The organism is Marinobacter alkalisoli (assembly GCF_045449855.1).
Classification (GTDB): Bacteria; Pseudomonadota; Gammaproteobacteria; order Pseudomonadales; family Oleiphilaceae; genus Marinobacter.
Genome location: NZ_JBJJLC010000037.1, coordinates 1 through 18,996 on the forward strand (window position 1 = coordinate 1; position 18,996 = coordinate 18,996).

The following is an 18,996-nucleotide window of genomic DNA, read 5'->3' on the forward strand; positions in this document are numbered from 1 at the left end:
CCGCGGCCCCCTCCAAAAGCGGCCACCCCCAAACTTCAGGAGTCCTCGGACTCCCCCTCCCGAAGCCCATACTTGCGAACCTTCTCCACCAGGGTCGTCCGCCGAATCCGCAGCTTCTCTGCAGCACGGGCAACCACACCACTGGCCTCATCCAGCGCCTGCTGAATCAGCTGCTTTTCAAGGTTCGACAGGTAGTCCTTCAGGTCGATGCCATTGACCGGCAGCAAGGCCGGCGCATCCAGGCCCACCAATCCCGGAATACCGGACGGCATGCCGGAATCCTCGATGGGGCGGTTCTCGTCATAGTCATCCACGTAGCGGAACTTTTTGGGCAGCTCCTGAACGCCGATGACGCCATAGGGGTGCATGATCGCCAGGCGCTCCACCAGGTTGGCCAGCTCCCGCACGTTGCCCGGCCAGTCGTGTCGGCACAGGCTCATGATGGCGGCGGAGTTCAGTCGCAACGAGCCGCGTTTTTCCTTTTCCATCCGTGAGATCAGTTCGTTGATCAGCAACGGTATGTCTTCGACGCGCTCCCGCAAAGATGGCATCTCGATGGGGAAGACATTCAGCCGGTAATAGAGATCTTCGCGGAAGTCTCCGGTTTCGATCATGTCTTCGAGATTCTTGTGGGTGGCCGCAATCACCCTGACGTCGGCAGACAGGGTGCGGTTGCTGCCAACGCGCTCAAACGTGCGCTCCTGCAGGACCCGCAGGATTTTTACCTGCATGTTCAGGGGCATGTCGCCGATTTCGTCCAGGAACAGGGTGCCCCCTTCGGCCATTTCAAACCGCCCTACCCGTGCCGTGATTGCGCCGGTGAATGCGCCTTTTTCGTGACCGAACAGTTCACTTTCCAGCAATTCGGCGGGTATAGCACCGCAATTCACCGGGACGAATGGCTTTTCACGGCGACTGGAGTGGTAATGCAGGTTTCGTGCAACCACTTCCTTGCCGGTGCCGGACTCGCCGGTGATCAATACGCTGACTTCCTTATCGGCCACCTGCTGCATCAGCTCGCGTACTGACTGAATGGTACGACTGGTGCCAACGAGGCTACGGAACAGTTGCAGGCCGCGCTGCTGGCCGCGCTTCTGGGAGCGGGTGAACTGGTCGTGGTAGATCTGGGCGCGGTAGAGCGAGTCCACGAATTTGGTGTACGTAAGAGGCCATGACATCCGGGTGATGACACGCCCGCGATCATCTTCGGATACGCCTTTCAGCGGCGGATCGCCTACCATCAGGAGGGGCACACCCTGAAGCTTGCTGCACAGATCAGACACGGTTTCACTGATCTCCCGATCCTCGCCATTCAGGATGACCACGCTGATGGAAGCCAGTGCCTCGGTGTCCCCGCTGGCCGTCAGTGCAAGAGCTTCTTCGCCTGCAACTATCTGCTCTTCGCCAATAAACTCCAGAATGGTGACAATATCGTGGCGGCGGGATTCGTCCTCGCTCAGCACCAGCACTTTGTTATTTTTGGACATCCACATGAATCTCTTGGAAGGATTTGTGCGGTATTTAAGACCTTAAGAGCCCGAGAGTCAATTTTATGACGCTATTTGGAACGGTTTGTTGAAACGCTTTGGTACGCGCGGGCTGCATTCTTGTTACGGTTCACTCCTTTCAGGGCCTGTTCCGCCTCCTGACGAGCTTCCGCTGCCCCCGCGCTGGCGGCATCACAGAAGGTCTGGAGGCGCTCCAGCCGCTCCCTGACCGGCTCCACCGGAACCTCACCCGCTTCCAGTTGCGCCATCACAGGCTCAACCGTGGCCTTTACCTGGCTGTTGAGCTCTGCCAGTCGATCCCAGTCCTTATCGGCCAGTGCGTCGGCAAGCGCCTCGATCAGTTGGTCCATGACCTTGAGATGGTGCGGGGTTTCTGTCATTCATGACTCTCCTGTGATTGCCAGAGCGGCCCCGACTGCGGGCGGAAGATACCCTCCCGCCCGGCCCCTCATTACCGGCGTGCAGCCCGGCGGGCGGCAGAGGCGGTGAACTGGTTGCCACGGAACCCCGGGTTGAAGTCGTACGCGGGGAAGCCGTCATCCAGGCCGTCAATGTAGTAGCGTTTGGCTTTAAGATCGTACGTCATCTCCATGGTAGTCCAGAACGCCGGCTCACTGTAATAACTGATATTGTGAGCTTCGGAAACGCGCCACAGATTACCCTCGGCATCGTACTCCTCGGACGCCAGGATCTGCCAGCTGTCTTCATCCACATAAAAGACCCGGCGGGCGTATATATGGCTGATGCCCGTACGCAGGACGGCTTCCACCACCCACACCCGGTGCAGTTCGTAACGCGCCAGTTCCTGGTTGATATGGCCAGGGCGAATCACATCATCGGGACGCACCTCTCCATCGTGCAGCTTGTAGGCATTGTAGGGAACGAAGATTTCCCGCTTGCCCTTGAGCTGCCAGTTGTACTGATTGGGCGCACCGTTGTACATGTCCTTCTGGTCAACCGAGCGCAGGGAGGAGGAGTTCGGTAAGTCGGTTTCATAGGCCAGGTTCGGAGAGCGGCGCAGGCGGCGGGATCCGGCATCGTAGCGCCAGGCCAATCGGGGTGAGCGGATCTGGTCGAGGGTTTCGTGAACCAGCGTAATGGTTCCCGCCAGGTTGGACGGCGCGATGGTGTCGGTCTTCAGGTAGAAGATCTTGTTGTCGATGTCATCCAGATCCGCGCCGTTGCGACTGTAGGCGAAGAAGTAATCGTACTCGTTGACCACCTGATTGAACGAACCATTTACCTGGGGCGTTGCAGAGGCGCTACGGAACGAAATTTCCTCACCGCGATAACGCAGGATGTGGTTCCAGATCACCTCCAGGCCATTCTTCGGAATCGGGAATGGGCTCGTCATGTTGGTGTCCCTGACGCCATTACCGTTGTCCAGCAACTCGGCGGAGACGGCATTTTCACGGAACTTGTCATACACCTGGTCAGGGAAAGCGGCAGTACGGCGCGTCTGGTAGACCGGCATGAAAAAATCCGGACCATACTGCTCAAGCATACGGACATGGCCGTCGGTCAGCTTGTCACGGTAGAGGTCGAGATTACCCCGGGTAATCACAAACAACGGCTCGTCTTCCGGGAAGGGATTGACTTCGATGCTGCCGCGCTTCCAGCCAGCCGGCGGTTGCGACAACCCACCACTCCACTCCGGAATGCTGCCAGAAGCGTTCGCCTGTTTTTCGGCCCCCACCGGGGTCAGTTCACTGTCCAGTTTCCGCGCCTCGGACGCACTGACAGCCGCTGCCACCTGACCGCTTACAAACAGCGCCAATACGGCAACGCCTGTGACCAATTGCTTACGCATCCCTTACTTACCTCCGTCATACCGATGACACCCCGCAACACACTGCGAAGCGGTCCACCCTGGCAACACACCAAAATCGTGCAAATGTCGTTCAATGGGCGGCCTTTTTGCCAAATTCAAACGATCGTTTCAACTGAATGTTTGTGTTTTCTTGTTAAACCCATAGGTAGCAACAGGGGGAAGAAATCCATCGCTGAAAATGTTAGACTGTCAAATTAATCTGAAGCGCACTCTTGTCTCGCTTTTGCGCGCCCAACCCGTTTGGCAGGAAACCATGGCATCACAGTGGCATTCACTGGTATCGCAAAAACTGTTTATGGCCAGGACCTTGCTGCGCCAGGTGGATAGCGACGCGAACACCGCTGACTCGTATCGGGCATTGCAACGGGAAGCAGCGATCCAGGGAACCATTGAGCTGGCGTTGCGCGCCCGCAGTCTGTTGCTGGTTATGATCGCCCGCGTTTACCAGCAGAAAAACGAAGAGCCGGAATCTCTGGCAGCCCTGGCGTCACTGTTGGGAACCGAGTTGCCGGAAATCGCGGAACTGCTGGCATTGGCTCATCAGCCAGGAAGTTGGTGGAATCTTCTGGATCAACTGGATGCCGCTCAGGGCAAACCGCCGGCCACACGAAAAACGGTCAGCGCGGAGAACATCATTGCGGTTTCTGCGGAAACGGGGCCGGATCGGTCGTCACAAGCACTTAACACATTGCTTGACGCGCTCAAACAATTCGCTGATACCCTGGAAGACCGTCACAGCGAGTGGTAAATCGCATGGCACAGCAGGGTAGGAATCAACAGAAAGGTTATTTGAATGTCACCATCTTTTTTTGAAATCGTACAACTGAGCGATGGCGATTATGCCCTGCGTCGCATTGATGACGATGCCGCACCGCTGGTACGCATTTCTTTCTCTTCAGAAGCACGCGAAATGATGGAAGACCGCGACATGGCGGTAGCCAAAGCCATGATTGCTGCAGGCATCGAGGCGGTTGGCAACGTCACCCACGATATCGACTGGGAAGAGGATGAACTGGAAACCCAGGACGTCCAGCCCTCCTACACACTTCACTGACTTCACCCCGGCCAGCGCATCATCAGCGCTGGCGCAAGACGACTCCGTGACTGTTCCCTTGGGCGGACGCCTTTTGCAGCGTCTCCAGGGCTTCCCGGCTGAGCTTCCGGGTCCACATCACGACCGCGTGACAGGTACCGGCGCTGAGTGCACGCTCAGCCAGATCGCGCGCCGGGTAATCCGGCGTGGATCTCAACACCAGTAATTCACCGGCAACGATACCGTGCATCTTCTGCCATTTACTGACCAGGGCCTGGGGCGGGTCAATCCAGGCCAACCAGCGTTTTTCCTGGTTGAGCTGGGTCAGCATCGGCAACAATAGCTGAAAATTCTCAACCTGGCCTTCCGGCAGGATAATCTCGGTGACGTTGCCAGTGACCGGCGCAGACGCTGGGTCTGCTCGCCGGGCCCTGGCCGGTCCCGTGCGAACAACGGACGATTTCCCCGAATGCCTGGCAGACGCCTGGTAGCCACAGGCTGCCGGTGAATAGGCCAGATTCTGGTTAAAACTGAGTTGTTCCATGATACGCCTCGCCTTCAAGTTGACCGTTGCGGATCAGTGCATGTCCGAGCGACGGATAACACCAACACCAAGCCCTTCGATGAACAGTTCCTGTTCTGAGAGGTCCACCTCGATCGGATCAAACTCCTCGTTCTCAGCGATCAGGTACACCTTTGCACCGTCCTTGCGGAAACGCTTGACCGTCACTTCCTCGCCGACCCGGGCCACCACCACTTGTCCGTTATGCACGTCCTGGGTGCGATGAACCGCCAGCAGGTCGCCGTCAAGAATGCCAATGTCCTTCATGCTCATACCGCGAACCCGTAGCAGGTAATCCGCCGACGGGGAGAAGAAATCCGGCTGCAGGGTGCAGTGATCCTCTATATGTTCCTGGGCAAGGATCGGACTGCCCGCTGCGACCTGACCGATCACTGGCAGGCCTGGATCCTCCTCCGCTTCAGGCAGGCGGATACCCCGGCTTGCCCCCGGCACCATCTCGATGGCGCCCTTGCGGGCCAACGCCCTGAGATGCTCCTCTGCAGCATTGGCGGAACGAAAGCCGAGTTCCGCAGCAATTTCCGCGCGGGTAGGCGGATACCCGGTTTCGTCAACGTAACGCCGAATGATATCCAGTACCTGGGTTTGCCTTGCTGTCAGCTTCATGCGGTTGCCCCGTTATCCCTGTCTTTATATACAGTGATTTGACTATATACAGTGTTTTATCCAGTGTAAAGGTCAGTTCCTGTATTTTTTGTCAGCATGCGCCGGGATGCACCACATACGGTCTGTGATATGGTAAGGCCAACCCATTGAGGAGGCACAGGAATGAGCGACCAAAAGGCATGCAGGATGCCAGACATTCTCAGGACCGAATCCGGCGAAGAACGCCGTGTTGGCGTTGAAATCGAACTGTCGGGACTGAGTTACGAAACCCTGGTGCAACTAAGCGGAAAACTCCTGTCCGGGCAAGCCCGCCAAGCCTCCCGCTATGTGGCGGAACTGGACACCGATCTTGGCAAGTTCACTATCGAGCTGGATTCCGACCCCATCAAGGATCTGGACCTGCAGGATGAGAGGCTGCCGCAGTCCATGCGGGAGCTTGGCGGTCAGGCCATGGAGTTCATCGATGCTGCAGCGGAGAAGATCGTTCCGCTGGAGATTGTCAGCCCGCCGCTGCCTTTTACGTCACTTGAGCGGGTGGAAGTGCTGTGCGACGAACTCAGAAAGGCTGGCGCCCTTGGCAGCCGTGAGGCCCTTTACTATGCCTTCGGCCTCCAGCTTAACCCGGAACTTCCGGATCTCGGGGCGGACACCCTGGTGCGTTATCTCCAGGCATTCGCCATCCTGTATGACTGGCTCAAATCCAGACACCAGATTGACATCAGCCGCAAGTTCACCAGTTATATTGAACCCTGGAGCAGCACCTACACGGACATGCTGATTGCCGGTGACTACGCTCCGGATATCAAACAGCTGATGCGGGACTACCTGAAGTACAACCCTACCCGCAACAAGGCGCTGGATCTGCTGCCACTGTTCGCCCACCTGGATAAAACAGTGCTGGCGGAATTTGTCGAAGATGAGCGCATCAAGAGCCGGCCGACCCTGCACTACCGCTTGCCGGACTGTGATATCGACAATCCACGGTGGCACTTTTCCACTGTCTGGAATGACTGGGTGGTACTGGAGCAACTGGCCAATAACGCCGAGCACCTGGCGGAGCTGAGAGAAATGTTCCGGCAGAGCCGCAAACTGAGCCTTCGCAACCTCACCCTGAGCTGGCTTGATACCTGTGAGCAATGGCTGCGTAACAGGGACTATGTCTGACCCTATCCACGAAGCACCCGAACAGCCGGGACTGACCATCGGCATCAGTGGGCCCGCAAGGCGCAGCACTGCACACCGCCTGATCAGCCTGGCGCTGCGCTTGCACGGGGCGAAGATCCACTATATTCGCCCCGGCTCCAGGGTAGACGTTGCCCTGCTGGATGGACTGGTACTGTCGGGCGGCACTCACGTTCACCCGGAGCTTTATGGCCAGCAGCCGACCGTGACCGCCCGTTATGACCACCGGCGCGACCAGACCGATCACCGGCTGCTGGCAAGGGCGGAACAGCTCAACATCCCGGTACTTGGCATCTGTCGGGGCGCACAGTTCATCAACGTGTTCCACGGTGGCTCGCTGTGCCAGAACGTCACCCCGCTGCGGATACACACTCGTCACCGGCCACTGTTGCTACCCATGCAAACCGTGAGGCTGGTGAAGAACTCCCGGCTCGGCCGCCTGATGCATAGCCCGGTCATCGGCGCCAACCGGATTCACAGCCAGGCAATCAAACGCCTGGGGCGTAGCCTGAGAGTGGTTGCCCTGGACAATGACCATTTTGTGCAAGCCATCGAAAACACCGGCCACCAGTGGTTGATGGGCGTGCAATGGCACCCGGAATACCTGCTTTACCACGGCGGCCATCGCCGCATCTTCAGCCACTTTGTCCATGCTGCCCGGGCACGCAAGCTCGAGCGCCTGGAAGAAGAAACCGACGAAGCAACCTGACAACTGTAACCAGAACGGAGATCTGACCATGTTTTATGCACTTAAAAGGCATTTCGTAACCGGCCTGGCCGCTGCTCTGATTCCGCTGGCCGCACAGGCCGGGGAAGTGAGCCTGAGCGGCGAGGGTTCGGTAAAATACGCCCCCGACAGCGCCCGGCTCCAGTTCACGGCCAGTGCCGAGCACAACCTGCCTGCCAAGGCCTCGGACAAGGTCAATGAGTTGATGGGGCAGTGGCGTGACAGCATCGGTGAGTACCGGGACCAGCTCAACGATTACAGCGATGCCGACGTCAACCTGTATACCCGCACCCTGCCGGTCCAGGAGCGTGATCAGGAACCCCGGAAAATGGCCGTGGCCTCGCAAACCGTGAGCTTCACGATTGACGACCTGACGCTGCTCAACCCATTGCTGGAACAGGCCCAGAAACTGGGGCTGGACTACCACCTCGGCGCCGGGAACTTTTACCATTCCGACGAACAGGGACTCGAAAAAGAGGCCCTGGCACGAGCCATTGCCGATGCCAGATCCCGTTGTGAGTTTGTCGCCAGCCAGCTCGACCAGAGCTGCGGTGATGTGGTCAACATCAGCGTCAATGGCGGCCACCGGCCTGTGCCAATGATGATGGCGGAAGCCAAATCCCGTTCGGATGCAGTATCCAGTGTTGGAGACCGGGAACTCCAGGCCAGCGTCAGCGCCACCTTCGAGCTGGATTAAAAGTCCCGGGTGTAGAAGATATCCAGGGAAGCAGCCAGACCACTGGCTGCTTCCAGATAGAAGTAACGGCCCAGGTCATAGCGCAACGCCACCGTGGTAATGGGCTCGAAGATACCTACCCCATACCGCAGGCTCAGCTCATCGGTGATGTAACCGCTGGCAACAACGGATGCCTCGTCCCCCGTGCCTTCCGCTTCCAGCATCAGGTTGCGAATACCCAGTTCATCCCCGATGCCCTGGGTGACCTTGCTGGCCTGCGTCAGTCCCAGCGATATTGCCGCACGGCTCATTTGCCCTTCATCTCCCCGGCCCTGGGGCGGTCGTCCGAGGATGACGTAGGACAGGGCATCGCTCTGGGGCATCGACGGTTCGGAGAAGACCTCCGTTTCCGGTTCACTGACCGGCCCGCTGAGTCGAATCCCGGCAACCACGGTATCCACATGGCGCACCGCTTCGATATCCAGATAGGGTTGGGTGAGCGGCCCGACAAACACTATCCGCGCCCGGCGCAGCTCCAGTTCCTGGCCGTAGGCCTCGTATTGCCCATCCCTCAGCTGTAGCGATCCCCGGGTATCCATGTCATTGCCAATACGCAGCGTGCCCTCAAGGTCGCCGGTCACCCCGAACGCGGCGAAGGTGACCTGGTCCTCCCCCACCACCACGGTGACATCCATGTTGAGGGACCGAACGGCGGATTCTTCCTGCTCCACCCCCACAATCACCTCATCCTCTGACACCGACACCGCCTGCTCCGGAAGCGCCTTCACTTCGATTTCGCCTCTTGGCACGTCCACCCGTCCGGTGACCGACAAATCTCCGTCCCGGAAAGCCAGGGTAATATCCGGCGCAACTTCCACCCGGGCGTAGGGGTCGTAGGTCACTGGCAGCCGCTCACCGGTGATGGTCACCTCCACAGACGGCGATGACTCCCAGGACAGCTCGCCAGACAGCCTGCCGTCGCTGCGATCATGACTCTTCCAGCGACCACTCAGATCCGCTGAGTAACCATTCAGCGTCAGCGCGAGCACCACATCCTCCAATGGCAGAGGCAGCGAAGGATCCACAAAACGACCACCGCTGAGGGCGATTTCACCATTGATCGCTGGTTTCATCAGCGGTCCGGACAGCTGCCCCTGCCCATTGATTTCGCCCTCGACTTCCTCCAGGCCGGCAACAACCCCAGCCAGCGCAATATCCAGTCCCTCCAGACTGAAATCACCACTGACAGTGCGATTCCCGGCTGTCGGATCAACCGACAGGTTGACGGCAAAATCCCCAAGTTCCGGCCCGGACAGCCGCACAGCCACATCCGCCACTTGCGGCTTCATATCCACATTCACGGTAAAAGTCTCGTGGCGTAATGTTTCCCAGTCCTCCTGAACCAGTACCTCGAACTCGCCAGCACCCGCGTCGAGGGCAATCGAGCCGTCCGGGCCCTGATCCGTCATTGCCAGATTGATATCGGCGTTGATCCGCGCATGCCAGCGCAGGGTTTCCGGTAGCAGCGGGGCAAGAGACCGGGACGGAAAGTTACTCACCCGGTAAGCCAGTTGCGGATTCGGCATCAGTGTCTGATCTTCCGCACAGATCGAGCTGTCCTGCCAGCGCCAGCAATGGGCGCCCAAAGCCAGCGTGCCCTGGTTGTCATACTCAAGTTGCGCCGGCTGTTCCAGGGTCCAGGTCTGGGACTGGCCCGGCAGGTCGAGTTCACCGCTGTCGAGGGAACCACGCCAGCTGTCCCAGGCTTCACCAGCGCCGCCGGCCAGAGCCAGGTCGAGATCGGCCTCGTCGTGGAGCGCGTGCACCGTTAACCGGTGCTGCTGCTGAGTGCCCGACAGGTCCAGTTCCAGTCGCTCCAGGCTTTGGCCACCCGCGCGGATATCGTCCACTCTTGCGCTGGCGTCCACAACCAGGCCACTGGCGAGACTGGCTTTGACCTCTGCGTTCGAGATTGCCAGCTCGTCCTGCCATACCAGGTCATTTGCGGTAACGCTCACCTCACCCTGGGGATCTTCGGGACTCCCGCTTACCGCCACAGACGCCACCAACTCCCCCGCCAGTCCGGGTACCAGGATCTCCGGCTCCGGCACCTGGATGTCCAGGTTACCGGCAATCTCGGGGCCCCAACGGCCACGACCACTGATCCGGTTTTCGCCAACCTCAAGGTTCAGGCCCGCGATATCCCAGACGCCCGCTGCGGCTTTCAGCTCGCCGCTGGTCGTGGCCGGCTCATCCTGCCAGGTACCGGAAATATCCCAGTCGGCCACCATGTCCGGCAGCCCGTCATCCGCCAGTGTCCCCTGGCTGTTGAGATCGCCGCTCAGGCTGGCCTCGAGGATCGGTGCCCAGTATCCGGGGTTGAACTCTTCAAGGGTCAGGCCGGCGTTCCAGGCCAGTTGCCCGGCAAAATCAATATCCGCATCACCAGTAAGGGAGCCGGCACCGGTCCTGACCGTCAGGTTGGTCAGTGACACCGTTTCCAGGTCACCTTCCAGGGCCGTCTCCAGATCCGCATCCCCCAGGGGGCCAGACACGGCAGCGTTGAGCCGGGCGTTGTAGCGGTTATCACTGTAGGAGACCTCGCCCTCCAGGCGACGAAGGGCAACCGGCGGCTCTTCGAGATCGGGAATCAGGCTGTACCAGGGGAAAGACTCCAGACCAATATGGGCGGTCGCACTCAGGGTTTCCTCCCAGCTTACATCCCCCTGAACCTGCAGGGTGCCTTGTTCCGAACCCTCACCGGGCCCGGCCATCTCCAGCACCAGGTTCGATACGCCGGTAGTGGTCAGCAAGCCCCGGAGCGAGGTTTCAATACCCCCCCGGGTACCCGGCAATGTGGTCGTGGAGCGGGTAACGAAGCCTTCCTCGAGGCTGCCATTGACAGACAGTTGCCAGTCTTCCAGTGTCAGGGTCGATGGCAGGGTATCCAGTGCGAGGAACGACGGCGACTGGAGATTGAGACTGGCCGGCAAGCGCTTATCCAGCGGTGCGAGCCGACCTTCAATGGCGGCGGCGAGGTACCCGCTGCTGCGTCCGGACACCCTGAGATCCCTGGCGCTGCCCGTCAGGTTCAGGGCCAGTTGCCAGTTGTCGCCAGCGGGGGGCGGCAGCGACACATCCACGTTCAGGTCCAGCGGCCAGTCACCACGGGTTTCCAGGCGTCCGGCGGCGTCCACGGCAATCTCATCCAGACGGTAACTCACCCGGTCGATCACCCAGTCGGTCCCGGATCCGCCCGCTTGCATCTCCAGCCGGTCCCAGACCTTGCCATCATTCACGGTGAACGGGCCCAAACGCACGTCGCCGATTTGCACGCCCAACGGCAGATTGACCAGCGGCAGATCGATATCTTCCCGGGGCTCTTCCGGGTCCGATGAAGGTTGCAGTTTCAGATCAATGGCATCGGCATGGAGGGTGTCCAGGCACAATTCCTTGCTGAACAGGCAACCCGGGGACCAGTCGACCACCACCGCATCGATGCGAAGCCCGACACCATAACCCTGCCACCTGACCGATTCGGCTTCCCAGTAGCCAAACAGAGACCCCCGGTCTCCTTCGGTCTGCAGTCCAGGCACCTGATCAATCACCCACGCCGTACCAGCCTCGGAGCGGAGCACCAGCAACAGTATGGCAACCAGAATAATTGGCAGCAGGACAACCGTCAGCACCGCCACCAACAGCCAGAAACGCCAGCTGCGGCGCTTGCCGTTATCCGCGGGGGCCTGGCCCTCCGGTTCTGTTGCTGAATCCCTTTCCACGTCCGTCACAGCTCCGGCCCCATCGAGAAGTGAATCCGCCAGTCACCACCGAACTCATCATCCAGCCCCTTGGCGATATCCAGGCGCAAAGGCCCCACCGGGCTCACCCAGCGAATGCCCATGCCTGCTCCGGTCGCCAGCGGATCGAGCAGGTCATCCACCGCGTTGCCCCTATCGACAAAAGCGGCCACCCGCCAGTTCTGTATGAACTCATACTGGTATTCGACACTGCCCACCATCAGGTAACGACCACCAACGGCCACGCCCTCCTCATCTTCCGGTGACAGGGTTTCGTAGCCGTACCCCCGCACGCTCTGGTCCCCGCCGGCAAAGAAACGCAACGACGGCGGCACGTCATCAAAGCGATTGGTGGCCACCGCTCCCATCTGGAAGCGCGCCAGGAACCGGTGTTTATTGGCCAGGGTATACAGCCCCCGGGCCAGGAAGCTCACATGGAGAATATCGGCATCGGACAACACTTCCCGGTGCGCACCGGTCACGTCGAACTGGACCCGATACCCCCGGGAAGGGTCCAGTGGCGAGTTGGCGTGCAGTTTTGAATAGCCCACCCCCGGCAGCAACAGGCTACTCGTGTCCTCTTCACCGCCACCGATCCGAAAACGTTCGCCCTCCCATCGCAGGGAGGCCACCTGCATCCACTCTGAATCCAGCTGATGCTGCCACTGCTGACCAAAGGTGAGCCTTTCGGATTCCACATCCTCAATATCCTCACGCTGATACCCTGCGCTCAGGCGGATGGAATCTGTCATCGGCGGATCCAGGGGCAGCTCATACCAGGTACTGAGGCTCTGGCGCGGGCCGGACAATTCTGTTTCCGCGCCCCGGCGATGGCCCATGGGGTTGATCCAGTGCTCTCGCCAGTTGCCCCGGAGACGCGGACCAACGTCCGTGGAGAAACCCACACCGGCCGCAACGGACCTGGGCGGACGGGTCGTCAGGTTGACTGTGACCGGAATGACCCGGTTCTCGGCATTGCCGGGAGACGCATCAATGTCCACTCCGGAGAAGTAACCGCTGTTGGACAGATCCCGGTTCAGCCGGGCAATTTCATCGGCGTGGAAGGGTTGTCCGGAATCAAAGGTCACAAACCGCTCAAGGAGGTCGTCCTCAAACCCGTGCCCCTCTGCGAAGCTCACCTCCCCGAGTTGGTACCGCTCTCCGCTGCGAAAACGGATGACAATGTTCGCGGTTCTTTTTTCCGGATCCACCTCCAGCTTGCGGGTGACAAATTCCCCGTCAAAATAGCCCAGCACCCGGGCGCGGTTCTGGATCGATTGCCGCAGGGAGCTGTATTGACCGTGGTCCAGCACGTCACCCTCCACCGGTGACTCGGGTATGGCGCCCAGGAAATCGCCATCATCCGATGCCGGGCCTTCAATCACCACTTCGCGGGAAGCGATGCGCACCGGCTCACCGGGCACCACCGTCAATGTCAGTTCGGACAGCGCGTCCTCCCCCTCACCTTCCGTCACGCTCCACTCAATGATGGGACTGTAGTAGCCGAGGGCTTTCAGCGCCTGCTGTACCTGCTTCTTCGCGGTACTGGCGTAGCGGCGCAGGTTGTCTGCACTACGCCCCTCAACTTCGCCGACAAATACGTCGGCATTGTCCTGCAATTGAGGAAAGTCACCTTCAACTTTCACCACCACCTGATTCGCCAGGACCGGCACGGGAAACAGCCACAGCAGACACCCTAGTAGTGCGCCTGGAAACCGAACTTGTCTGGTATGAGAGAACATCCGTTTCTGAATCGTCTTATGAATGAGGAAAGAAGGCGCCAGCACGAGCAAGTTTAACGGATTGACCGGACCGACCACCAGCAACGCGGGTTTTGCCAATGGCTCCCGCCGTCGACACGCCCATGATCAGACCAGATTCTATCCAATAACAATCTATCTGATAGTAACAGGAGCGCCGGGTTCCCGCGCGCTTCCACAGGAGACTGACGATGACAAGGGATCCCATAGGACTAGCCCTGTCCATGATGAACCGCCTTGCAGCCAACCCGCTGCTGGACCGCTTTGGCCTGCGTACCACCACCGAGAGAACCGCCTATCATGGCACCCGGGTCGGTTTCCGTACCCTTGCTCTCGCTGGCCGTGAATTCAAACGGGTCTCCAGCTGGCTGCCCAGGAAACGCCTACCCGGCAAACCTGCACCTGCGCTGTTTGATCTTACGCTGGATGACGACCAACAGATGATCGTGGACAGCCTGCACCGCCTGGCCCGGGATACCCTGAAACCGGCCGCTGCCGATGCCGACGAGGCCGGAGCCCTGCCCGCCGATGTGTTCGACGCCACAACAGAACTGGGATTAACCCTTTACGCCGTACCAACGGAATTTGGCGGCGTTGCCGAAACCCGGTCCCCCGTCACCAGCGTTCTGATCGCAGAACAACTGGCGTGGGGTGACATGGGGCTGGCGATTGCCCTGCTGGCGCCATTCAGCGTCGCCCAGGCCATTACCCGCTGGGGCACGGGAGAACAACAGTCACGCTACCTGCCGGCGTTCTGCGAAGAACGTCCGCCGGTTGCCACCATCGCCATCGACGAGCCACGGGCGCTGTTTGACCCGCTCAACCTGACCACCACGGCTGAAGCCACAGCCAGCGGATACCGGCTGAATGGCGAGAAAAACGGTGTCATCCTGGGTGCCCAGAGCGATCTGTTGCTGATCGCCGCTGCGCTCAACGGCCGACCGCGTCTGTTTATTGTGGAAGCCGATACCCCGGGCATGACACACCAGGCCGCCCCCACCATGGGACTGCGGGCAGCCCAGCCGGTAACGCTCACCCTGAACAACGTTGAAGTGTCCACCGACGCGCTGTTGGGCGACGACGACTTTGATTACCAGGCTTTTCTGGATCTCGGCGCCCTGTTGCGCTGCGGGCTGGCTATCGGCACCTCCCAGGCCGTGCTGGATTACGTCATTCCTTACTGCAATGAGCGGGAGGCGTTTGGCGAGCCCATCAGCCACCGTCAGTCGGTGGCATTCATGATCAGCAACCTGGCCATCGAGACAGACAGCATGCGCATGCTCGCCTGGCGGGCTGCCAGTCGCGCGGAAACCGGCCAGACTTTCCAGCGGGAGGCCAGCCTGGCCAGACTGCTGTGCGGTGAAAAAGCCATGGAAATCGGTACCAACGGCGTCCAGCTGCTCGGTGGCCATGGCTTCGTGAAAGAACATCCGGTTGAGCGCTGGTATCGCGACCTGCGCTCCGTCGCCACCCACACCGGCGGCGTCCACGCCTGAGCCTGAACAATACTGGAGTAGCACCATGAATCTGGAAATACCGAAGAAATTTACCCCGATTGTTCGCCAGGCCCGGCAGGTCGCCCAGGAAGTCTTCCGCCCCATTTCCCGCAAATACGACCGCGCCGAGCACGCCTATCCCAAGGAACTGGACATGTTTGCCTCCATTATGGACGGCATGAACGACGGCGCGCCGGATGGCGGAGCCGGTGCCGGCAAGCTGGCTCGTTCCGGTGACAACGGCGGCGGATCGGGCAATCGCAATGGCACGAATATGAAAACCGTACTGGGATTGACGGAACTGTGCTGGGGCGATGTCGGCCTGGCGTTATCCATCCCGCGCCAGGGGCTGGGCAATTCCGCCATCGCCGCCGTTGCCAGCGAACAACAACTGGCGCGGCTGGGCGACACCTGGGCTGCGATGGCCATTACCGAACCTGGAGCCGGGTCCGACTCCGCCGCCATCCGCACTACGGCCAGGGAGGACGGCGACCACTACGTGATCAATGGTGAGAAAATCTATGTGACCGCCGGCGAACGGGCCAACGCCGTCGTGGTCTGGGCCAGCCTTAACCGCAACAAGGGGCGGGCCGCGATCAAATCCTTCGTGGTTGAGAAAGGCACTCCCGGCATGACCGTTGAGCGCCTGGAGAAGAAGCTGGGCATCCGCGCTTCCGATACCGCCGCCATCCGCTTCGAAAACTGTCGGGTACCAAAAGAAAACCTGCTGGGCGATCCGGAAATCAGCGTCGACAAGGGGTTTGCCGGCGCCATGCAGACCTTTGACAACACCCGCCCGGTGGTGGCCGGCATGGCCATTGGTGTGGCCCGCGCCGCACTCGAGCGTACTCTTGAAATCGTGGAACGGACCGGTATCGACCTCAGCTACCGCTCCCAGACCTGGACCCAGCCCGCCGTAACCCGCGAACTTCACCTGCTCGAAGCAGAACTGGAGGCCGCCCGTTTGCTCACCCTGCGGGCCGCCTGGATGGCTGATAACGGTCTGCCCAACTCCAAAGAAGCTTCGATGGCAAAGGCCAAAGCCGGACGCGTAGGCAACACCATCACCCTGCGCTGTGTGGAGCTGTGTAGCAGCCTGGGCTACGGCGAAACCGAACTGCTTGAGAAATGGGCCCGTGACTCAAAAATTCTCGATATTTTCGAGGGCACCCAGCAAATTCAGTTGCTGATCATCGCCCGCCGGTTGCTCGGGAAGTCGTCCGCAGAGTTGAAATAGGCTAACCTGTGTGAAAATTCACAGGAATTCAGGCACCTGAATGCTGAAAATCAACCGGGAAAATCTCAAGTCCAGTCACCAGACGATCTGGCTCATCATCGACTTCCTGATGCTGGGCCTGCTCATCGCCAACCTGGCCCTGATCATTTTTGATTCCGTCTACGCCTTCAGCGCCATTGAAGGCTTTTTCGCGGAAAATACGCCAGGGTTTCACGGCCTTTACGAGCCAATCCATGAAAACTTCCTGTTCTATGACCTGATCTTCGTCAGCATCTTCCTCACCGAGTTCTTCCTTCGTTGGGGATACGCGGTGAAGGCCAGTGTTTACGACCGCTGGTATTTTTACCCGTTCATCCACTGGTATGACCTGGTGGGTTGTATCCCGGTCGGCAGCTTCCGCTTCCTGCGGATCCTGCGGGTTATCTCTATTGTTTACCGGCTGCATCAGTACAAGATCATCGACGTCACCAACATGCGCGTCTACCAGTTCGTGAACTTCTACTATGAGGCATTCATGGAAGAGTTGTCGGACCGCATCGTGCTCAAGGTACTGTCCGGCGTGCAACAGGAGGTAAAGCGAGGTTCACCGCTGTTTGAACGCATCCAGCACGACATCGTCTATCCGCGCAAGGACCTGCTGACGGACTGGATTTCACAACGGGTGGCCCAGGCCGCCCAGGAAGGTTATGTACCCAACCGGGGAGCGCTGCGAAGCTACCTGGAAGACCGGGTGGACAGTGCTCTCAAACAAAACCTTGAACTGTCACGGCTGAAGTACCTGCCGGTGGTGGGCCCCACCATCCAGGAAACCCTCGAAGAAGCGGTGGGCGATATCGTTGCTAACGTTATTCACCAGATCCTCGAGGACCTGGCGTCCGCGTCCAACCACGCCTTCATCGAAGACATCGTCAACGTGTTCATGCCTGATCCGGATGACGCCCGGGCAGAATCCGTCGCAAACGAAGCATTGATCAACCTGATCCTGGAAATCCTGGATGCGGTCAAGGCCCAGGTGCGAGTCAAACACTGGCGCGAAGAATTGCCATAACAACAGCAAAAGAGTCGAGATCCATGCCCTCATCACAACATGCCCTGCACTATCGCCCAGCTCATGAGCTTGTACAGGAACTCAGCAACGGCACACTCACCAGCGAAGCCGTAACACAACATTTCCTGGACCAGATCCGGCATCACAACGACACCATCAATGCCGTGGTTACCCTGAACGAACAACAGGCGCTGAAGAAAGCTCGGGAGGCGGACGACAAACGCGTATCCGGCGCCAGCCTCGGCCCGCTTCACGGCCTGCCCCTGACCCTGAAGGACACCTGGGAAGTGGCGGGCATGACCTGCACCGCGGGCGCCCCGACACTGCGGGAGCATCAGCCGCAACACCATGCCGATGTGGTCCAGCGCCTTGAGGACGCTGGCGCCATCATTATCGGCAAGACCAACGTGCCGATCTACGCCACCGATCTGCAGAGCTACAACAAACTATTTGGCGTGACCAACAACCCCTTTAACCGCGATCATACCCCCGGCGGTTCATCCGGTGGCGCCGCAGCGGCGCTGGCCGCCGGCATGACACCGCTGGAGGTGGGCAGCGACCTGGCAGGCTCGATCCGTACGCCAGCCCACTTCTGCGGGGTATTCGGCCACAAACCGTCCAGGGCGCTGGTGTCCTTCCGCGGCCATATTCCGGGGCCGCCCGGCACACAATCCCGCCCGGATCTGGCCGAAGGCGGTCCGCTGGCCCGCACCGCCAGGGACCTGCAACTGCTGCTGAGCGTCATCGCCGGCCCCACGCCACTCGAAACCCGCAGCTGGTCGGTAAACATGGCGCCCGCCGCCTTTTCATCCCTGGACCAGGCCCGCGTTGGCCTTTGGCTGGAAGATCCGCTTTGCCCGGTGGAGGAAGAGCTGACCAACGGTTACCGCACCCTGGGGCGGGAACTCGAACAACGGGGCGCCCTGGTTGCACAGGCCCGGCACCCCCTGCTCAACCTGGAACATATCCTGCCGCCCTACTTCAACTTGCTGGGCAGCCTGTTGAGTACGTCCCTCAAGCCCGCCCAACGGCGGCAGATGCTCTGGGTGGCGCGCCTGGAAAAGTGGCTGAAATTATTGGGCCCACTCACACCGTTCATCGGCGAATACGGACGAGGCGTGAACCAGCCAGTCCACCAGTGGATAGCGGTGAGTGAAACGCGGGAGAAAATGCGCGCAGAGATAGACACCCTGTTCGAGGAATTTGACGTGCTGCTCACGCCGGTCACCCCCACCACGGCGATACCGCATGATCACAGTCACCCGGTGTTCAAGCGCCGCATCTCCGTCGCTGGTCAGCCCAGGGCCTATATGGACCAGTTCTGCTGGATCGCCTTCGCCACTCTTCTCGGCCTGCCTGCCACATCGGTGCCCGTTGGGCGCAGCAATGACGGACTGCCGTTCAACGTGCAGGTGATTGGCGCCCCCGGGAAAGACCTGACCACCCTCCGTTTTGCGGAACTGCTGGAGCAGGAAGGTTTGGCGGGTTTTACCCCGCCCCCCGGCTTTGAGTAGG

General features: G+C 59.9%; 16 protein-coding genes. 9 read left to right on the forward strand and 7 right to left on the reverse strand.

The features are described from left to right. Window positions 1–35: 35 nt before the first annotated feature. From ACJO5Y_RS14600 to ACJO5Y_RS14610, 3 genes are all read right to left on the reverse strand, one after another. Window positions 36–1,487, reverse strand: coding sequence for a sigma-54 dependent transcriptional regulator (locus ACJO5Y_RS14600; RefSeq protein WP_406988199.1), 1,452 nt, complete (start codon window positions 1,485–1,487; stop codon window positions 36–38). A 71-nt stretch (window positions 1,488–1,558) separates the two neighbouring features. After that, window positions 1,559–1,888: a flagellar protein FliT gene (gene fliT, locus ACJO5Y_RS14605; RefSeq protein WP_406988200.1), complete on the reverse strand. Its 330-nt coding sequence runs from the start codon at window positions 1,886–1,888 to the stop codon at window positions 1,559–1,561. Window positions 1,889–1,959: 71 nt separating this feature from the next. Next, on the reverse strand, window positions 1,960–3,318 hold the full coding sequence (locus ACJO5Y_RS14610; protein WP_406988201.1) for a DUF1329 domain-containing protein: 1,359 nt from the start codon (window positions 3,316–3,318) through the stop codon (window positions 1,960–1,962). 274 nt (window positions 3,319–3,592) lie between these two features. Here ACJO5Y_RS14610 and ACJO5Y_RS14615 point away from each other — a divergent pair, with 274 nt between their 5' ends. Then, on the forward strand, window positions 3,593–4,087 hold the full coding sequence (locus ACJO5Y_RS14615; protein WP_406988202.1) for a DUF6586 family protein: 495 nt from the start codon (window positions 3,593–3,595) through the stop codon (window positions 4,085–4,087). A 45-nt stretch (window positions 4,088–4,132) separates the two neighbouring features. Continuing rightward, complete coding sequence (locus ACJO5Y_RS14620; RefSeq protein ID WP_406988203.1) at window positions 4,133–4,393, forward strand: hypothetical protein; 261 nt, start codon at window positions 4,133–4,135, stop codon at window positions 4,391–4,393. Between the two features lie 22 nt (window positions 4,394–4,415). On the opposite strand, the gene ACJO5Y_RS14625 is transcribed toward ACJO5Y_RS14620, so the two are convergent. Both ACJO5Y_RS14625 and lexA read right to left on the reverse strand, forming a co-directional pair. After that, the gene (locus ACJO5Y_RS14625; RefSeq protein ID WP_406988205.1) at window positions 4,416–4,916 is read right to left on the reverse strand and encodes a cell division inhibitor SulA; all 501 of its coding nucleotides are present in this window, start codon (window positions 4,914–4,916) and stop codon (window positions 4,416–4,418) included. Between the two features lie 33 nt (window positions 4,917–4,949). Continuing rightward, a complete protein-coding gene (gene lexA / locus ACJO5Y_RS14630; RefSeq protein WP_406988206.1) occupies window positions 4,950–5,558 on the reverse strand; it encodes a transcriptional repressor LexA in 609 nt (202 codons plus the stop codon). Between the two features lie 162 nt (window positions 5,559–5,720). Between lexA and ACJO5Y_RS14635 the strand changes: the two genes are divergently transcribed. Genes ACJO5Y_RS14635 through ACJO5Y_RS14645 form a run of 3 tightly spaced genes read left to right on the forward strand, consistent with a single transcriptional unit; the run spans window position 5,721 to window position 8,164 of the window. Then, window positions 5,721–6,722, forward strand: a complete 1,002-nt coding sequence (locus ACJO5Y_RS14635) for an amidoligase family protein (protein WP_406988207.1) — start codon at window positions 5,721–5,723, stop codon at window positions 6,720–6,722. Then, on the forward strand, window positions 6,715–7,449 hold the full coding sequence (locus ACJO5Y_RS14640) for a gamma-glutamyl-gamma-aminobutyrate hydrolase family protein (protein ID WP_406988208.1): 735 nt from the start codon (window positions 6,715–6,717) through the stop codon (window positions 7,447–7,449). Before ACJO5Y_RS14635 ends, ACJO5Y_RS14640 begins: the two co-directional genes overlap by 8 nt. A 28-nt stretch (window positions 7,450–7,477) precedes the next feature. Then, complete coding sequence (locus tag ACJO5Y_RS14645; RefSeq protein WP_406988210.1) at window positions 7,478–8,164, forward strand: SIMPL domain-containing protein; 687 nt, start codon at window positions 7,478–7,480, stop codon at window positions 8,162–8,164. Here ACJO5Y_RS14645 and ACJO5Y_RS14650 read toward each other — a convergent pair. Together ACJO5Y_RS14650 and ACJO5Y_RS14655 are read right to left on the reverse strand one after the other, a co-directional pair. Next, window positions 8,161–11,922, reverse strand: a complete 3,762-nt coding sequence (locus ACJO5Y_RS14650) for a translocation/assembly module TamB domain-containing protein (protein ID WP_406988211.1) — start codon at window positions 11,920–11,922, stop codon at window positions 8,161–8,163. The two genes, ACJO5Y_RS14645 and ACJO5Y_RS14650, sit on opposite strands and share 4 nt — an antisense overlap. Before the next feature lie 5 nt (window positions 11,923–11,927). Beyond that, window positions 11,928–13,613 (reverse strand): autotransporter assembly complex protein TamA, encoded by a 1,686-nt coding sequence (locus ACJO5Y_RS14655; RefSeq protein WP_504928339.1) that lies wholly within the window; start codon window positions 13,611–13,613, stop codon window positions 11,928–11,930. A 278-nt stretch (window positions 13,614–13,891) separates the two neighbouring features. Between ACJO5Y_RS14655 and ACJO5Y_RS14660 the strand changes: the two genes are divergently transcribed. Genes ACJO5Y_RS14660 through ACJO5Y_RS14675 form a run of 4 tightly spaced genes read left to right on the forward strand, consistent with a single transcriptional unit; the run spans window position 13,892 to window position 18,995 of the window. Further along, window positions 13,892–15,196, forward strand: coding sequence for an acyl-CoA dehydrogenase family protein (locus tag ACJO5Y_RS14660; protein WP_406988212.1), 1,305 nt, complete (start codon window positions 13,892–13,894; stop codon window positions 15,194–15,196). Between the two features lie 25 nt (window positions 15,197–15,221). Further along, window positions 15,222–16,433, forward strand: coding sequence for an acyl-CoA dehydrogenase family protein (locus ACJO5Y_RS14665; protein WP_406988214.1), 1,212 nt, complete (start codon window positions 15,222–15,224; stop codon window positions 16,431–16,433). A 40-nt stretch (window positions 16,434–16,473) separates the two neighbouring features. Then, window positions 16,474–17,481, forward strand: a complete 1,008-nt coding sequence (locus ACJO5Y_RS14670; protein ID WP_406988215.1) for a hypothetical protein — start codon at window positions 16,474–16,476, stop codon at window positions 17,479–17,481. Between the two features lie 23 nt (window positions 17,482–17,504). Further along, window positions 17,505–18,995, forward strand: a complete 1,491-nt coding sequence (locus tag ACJO5Y_RS14675) for an amidase (RefSeq protein WP_406988217.1) — start codon at window positions 17,505–17,507, stop codon at window positions 18,993–18,995. Window position 18,996: the final 1 nt, after the last annotated feature.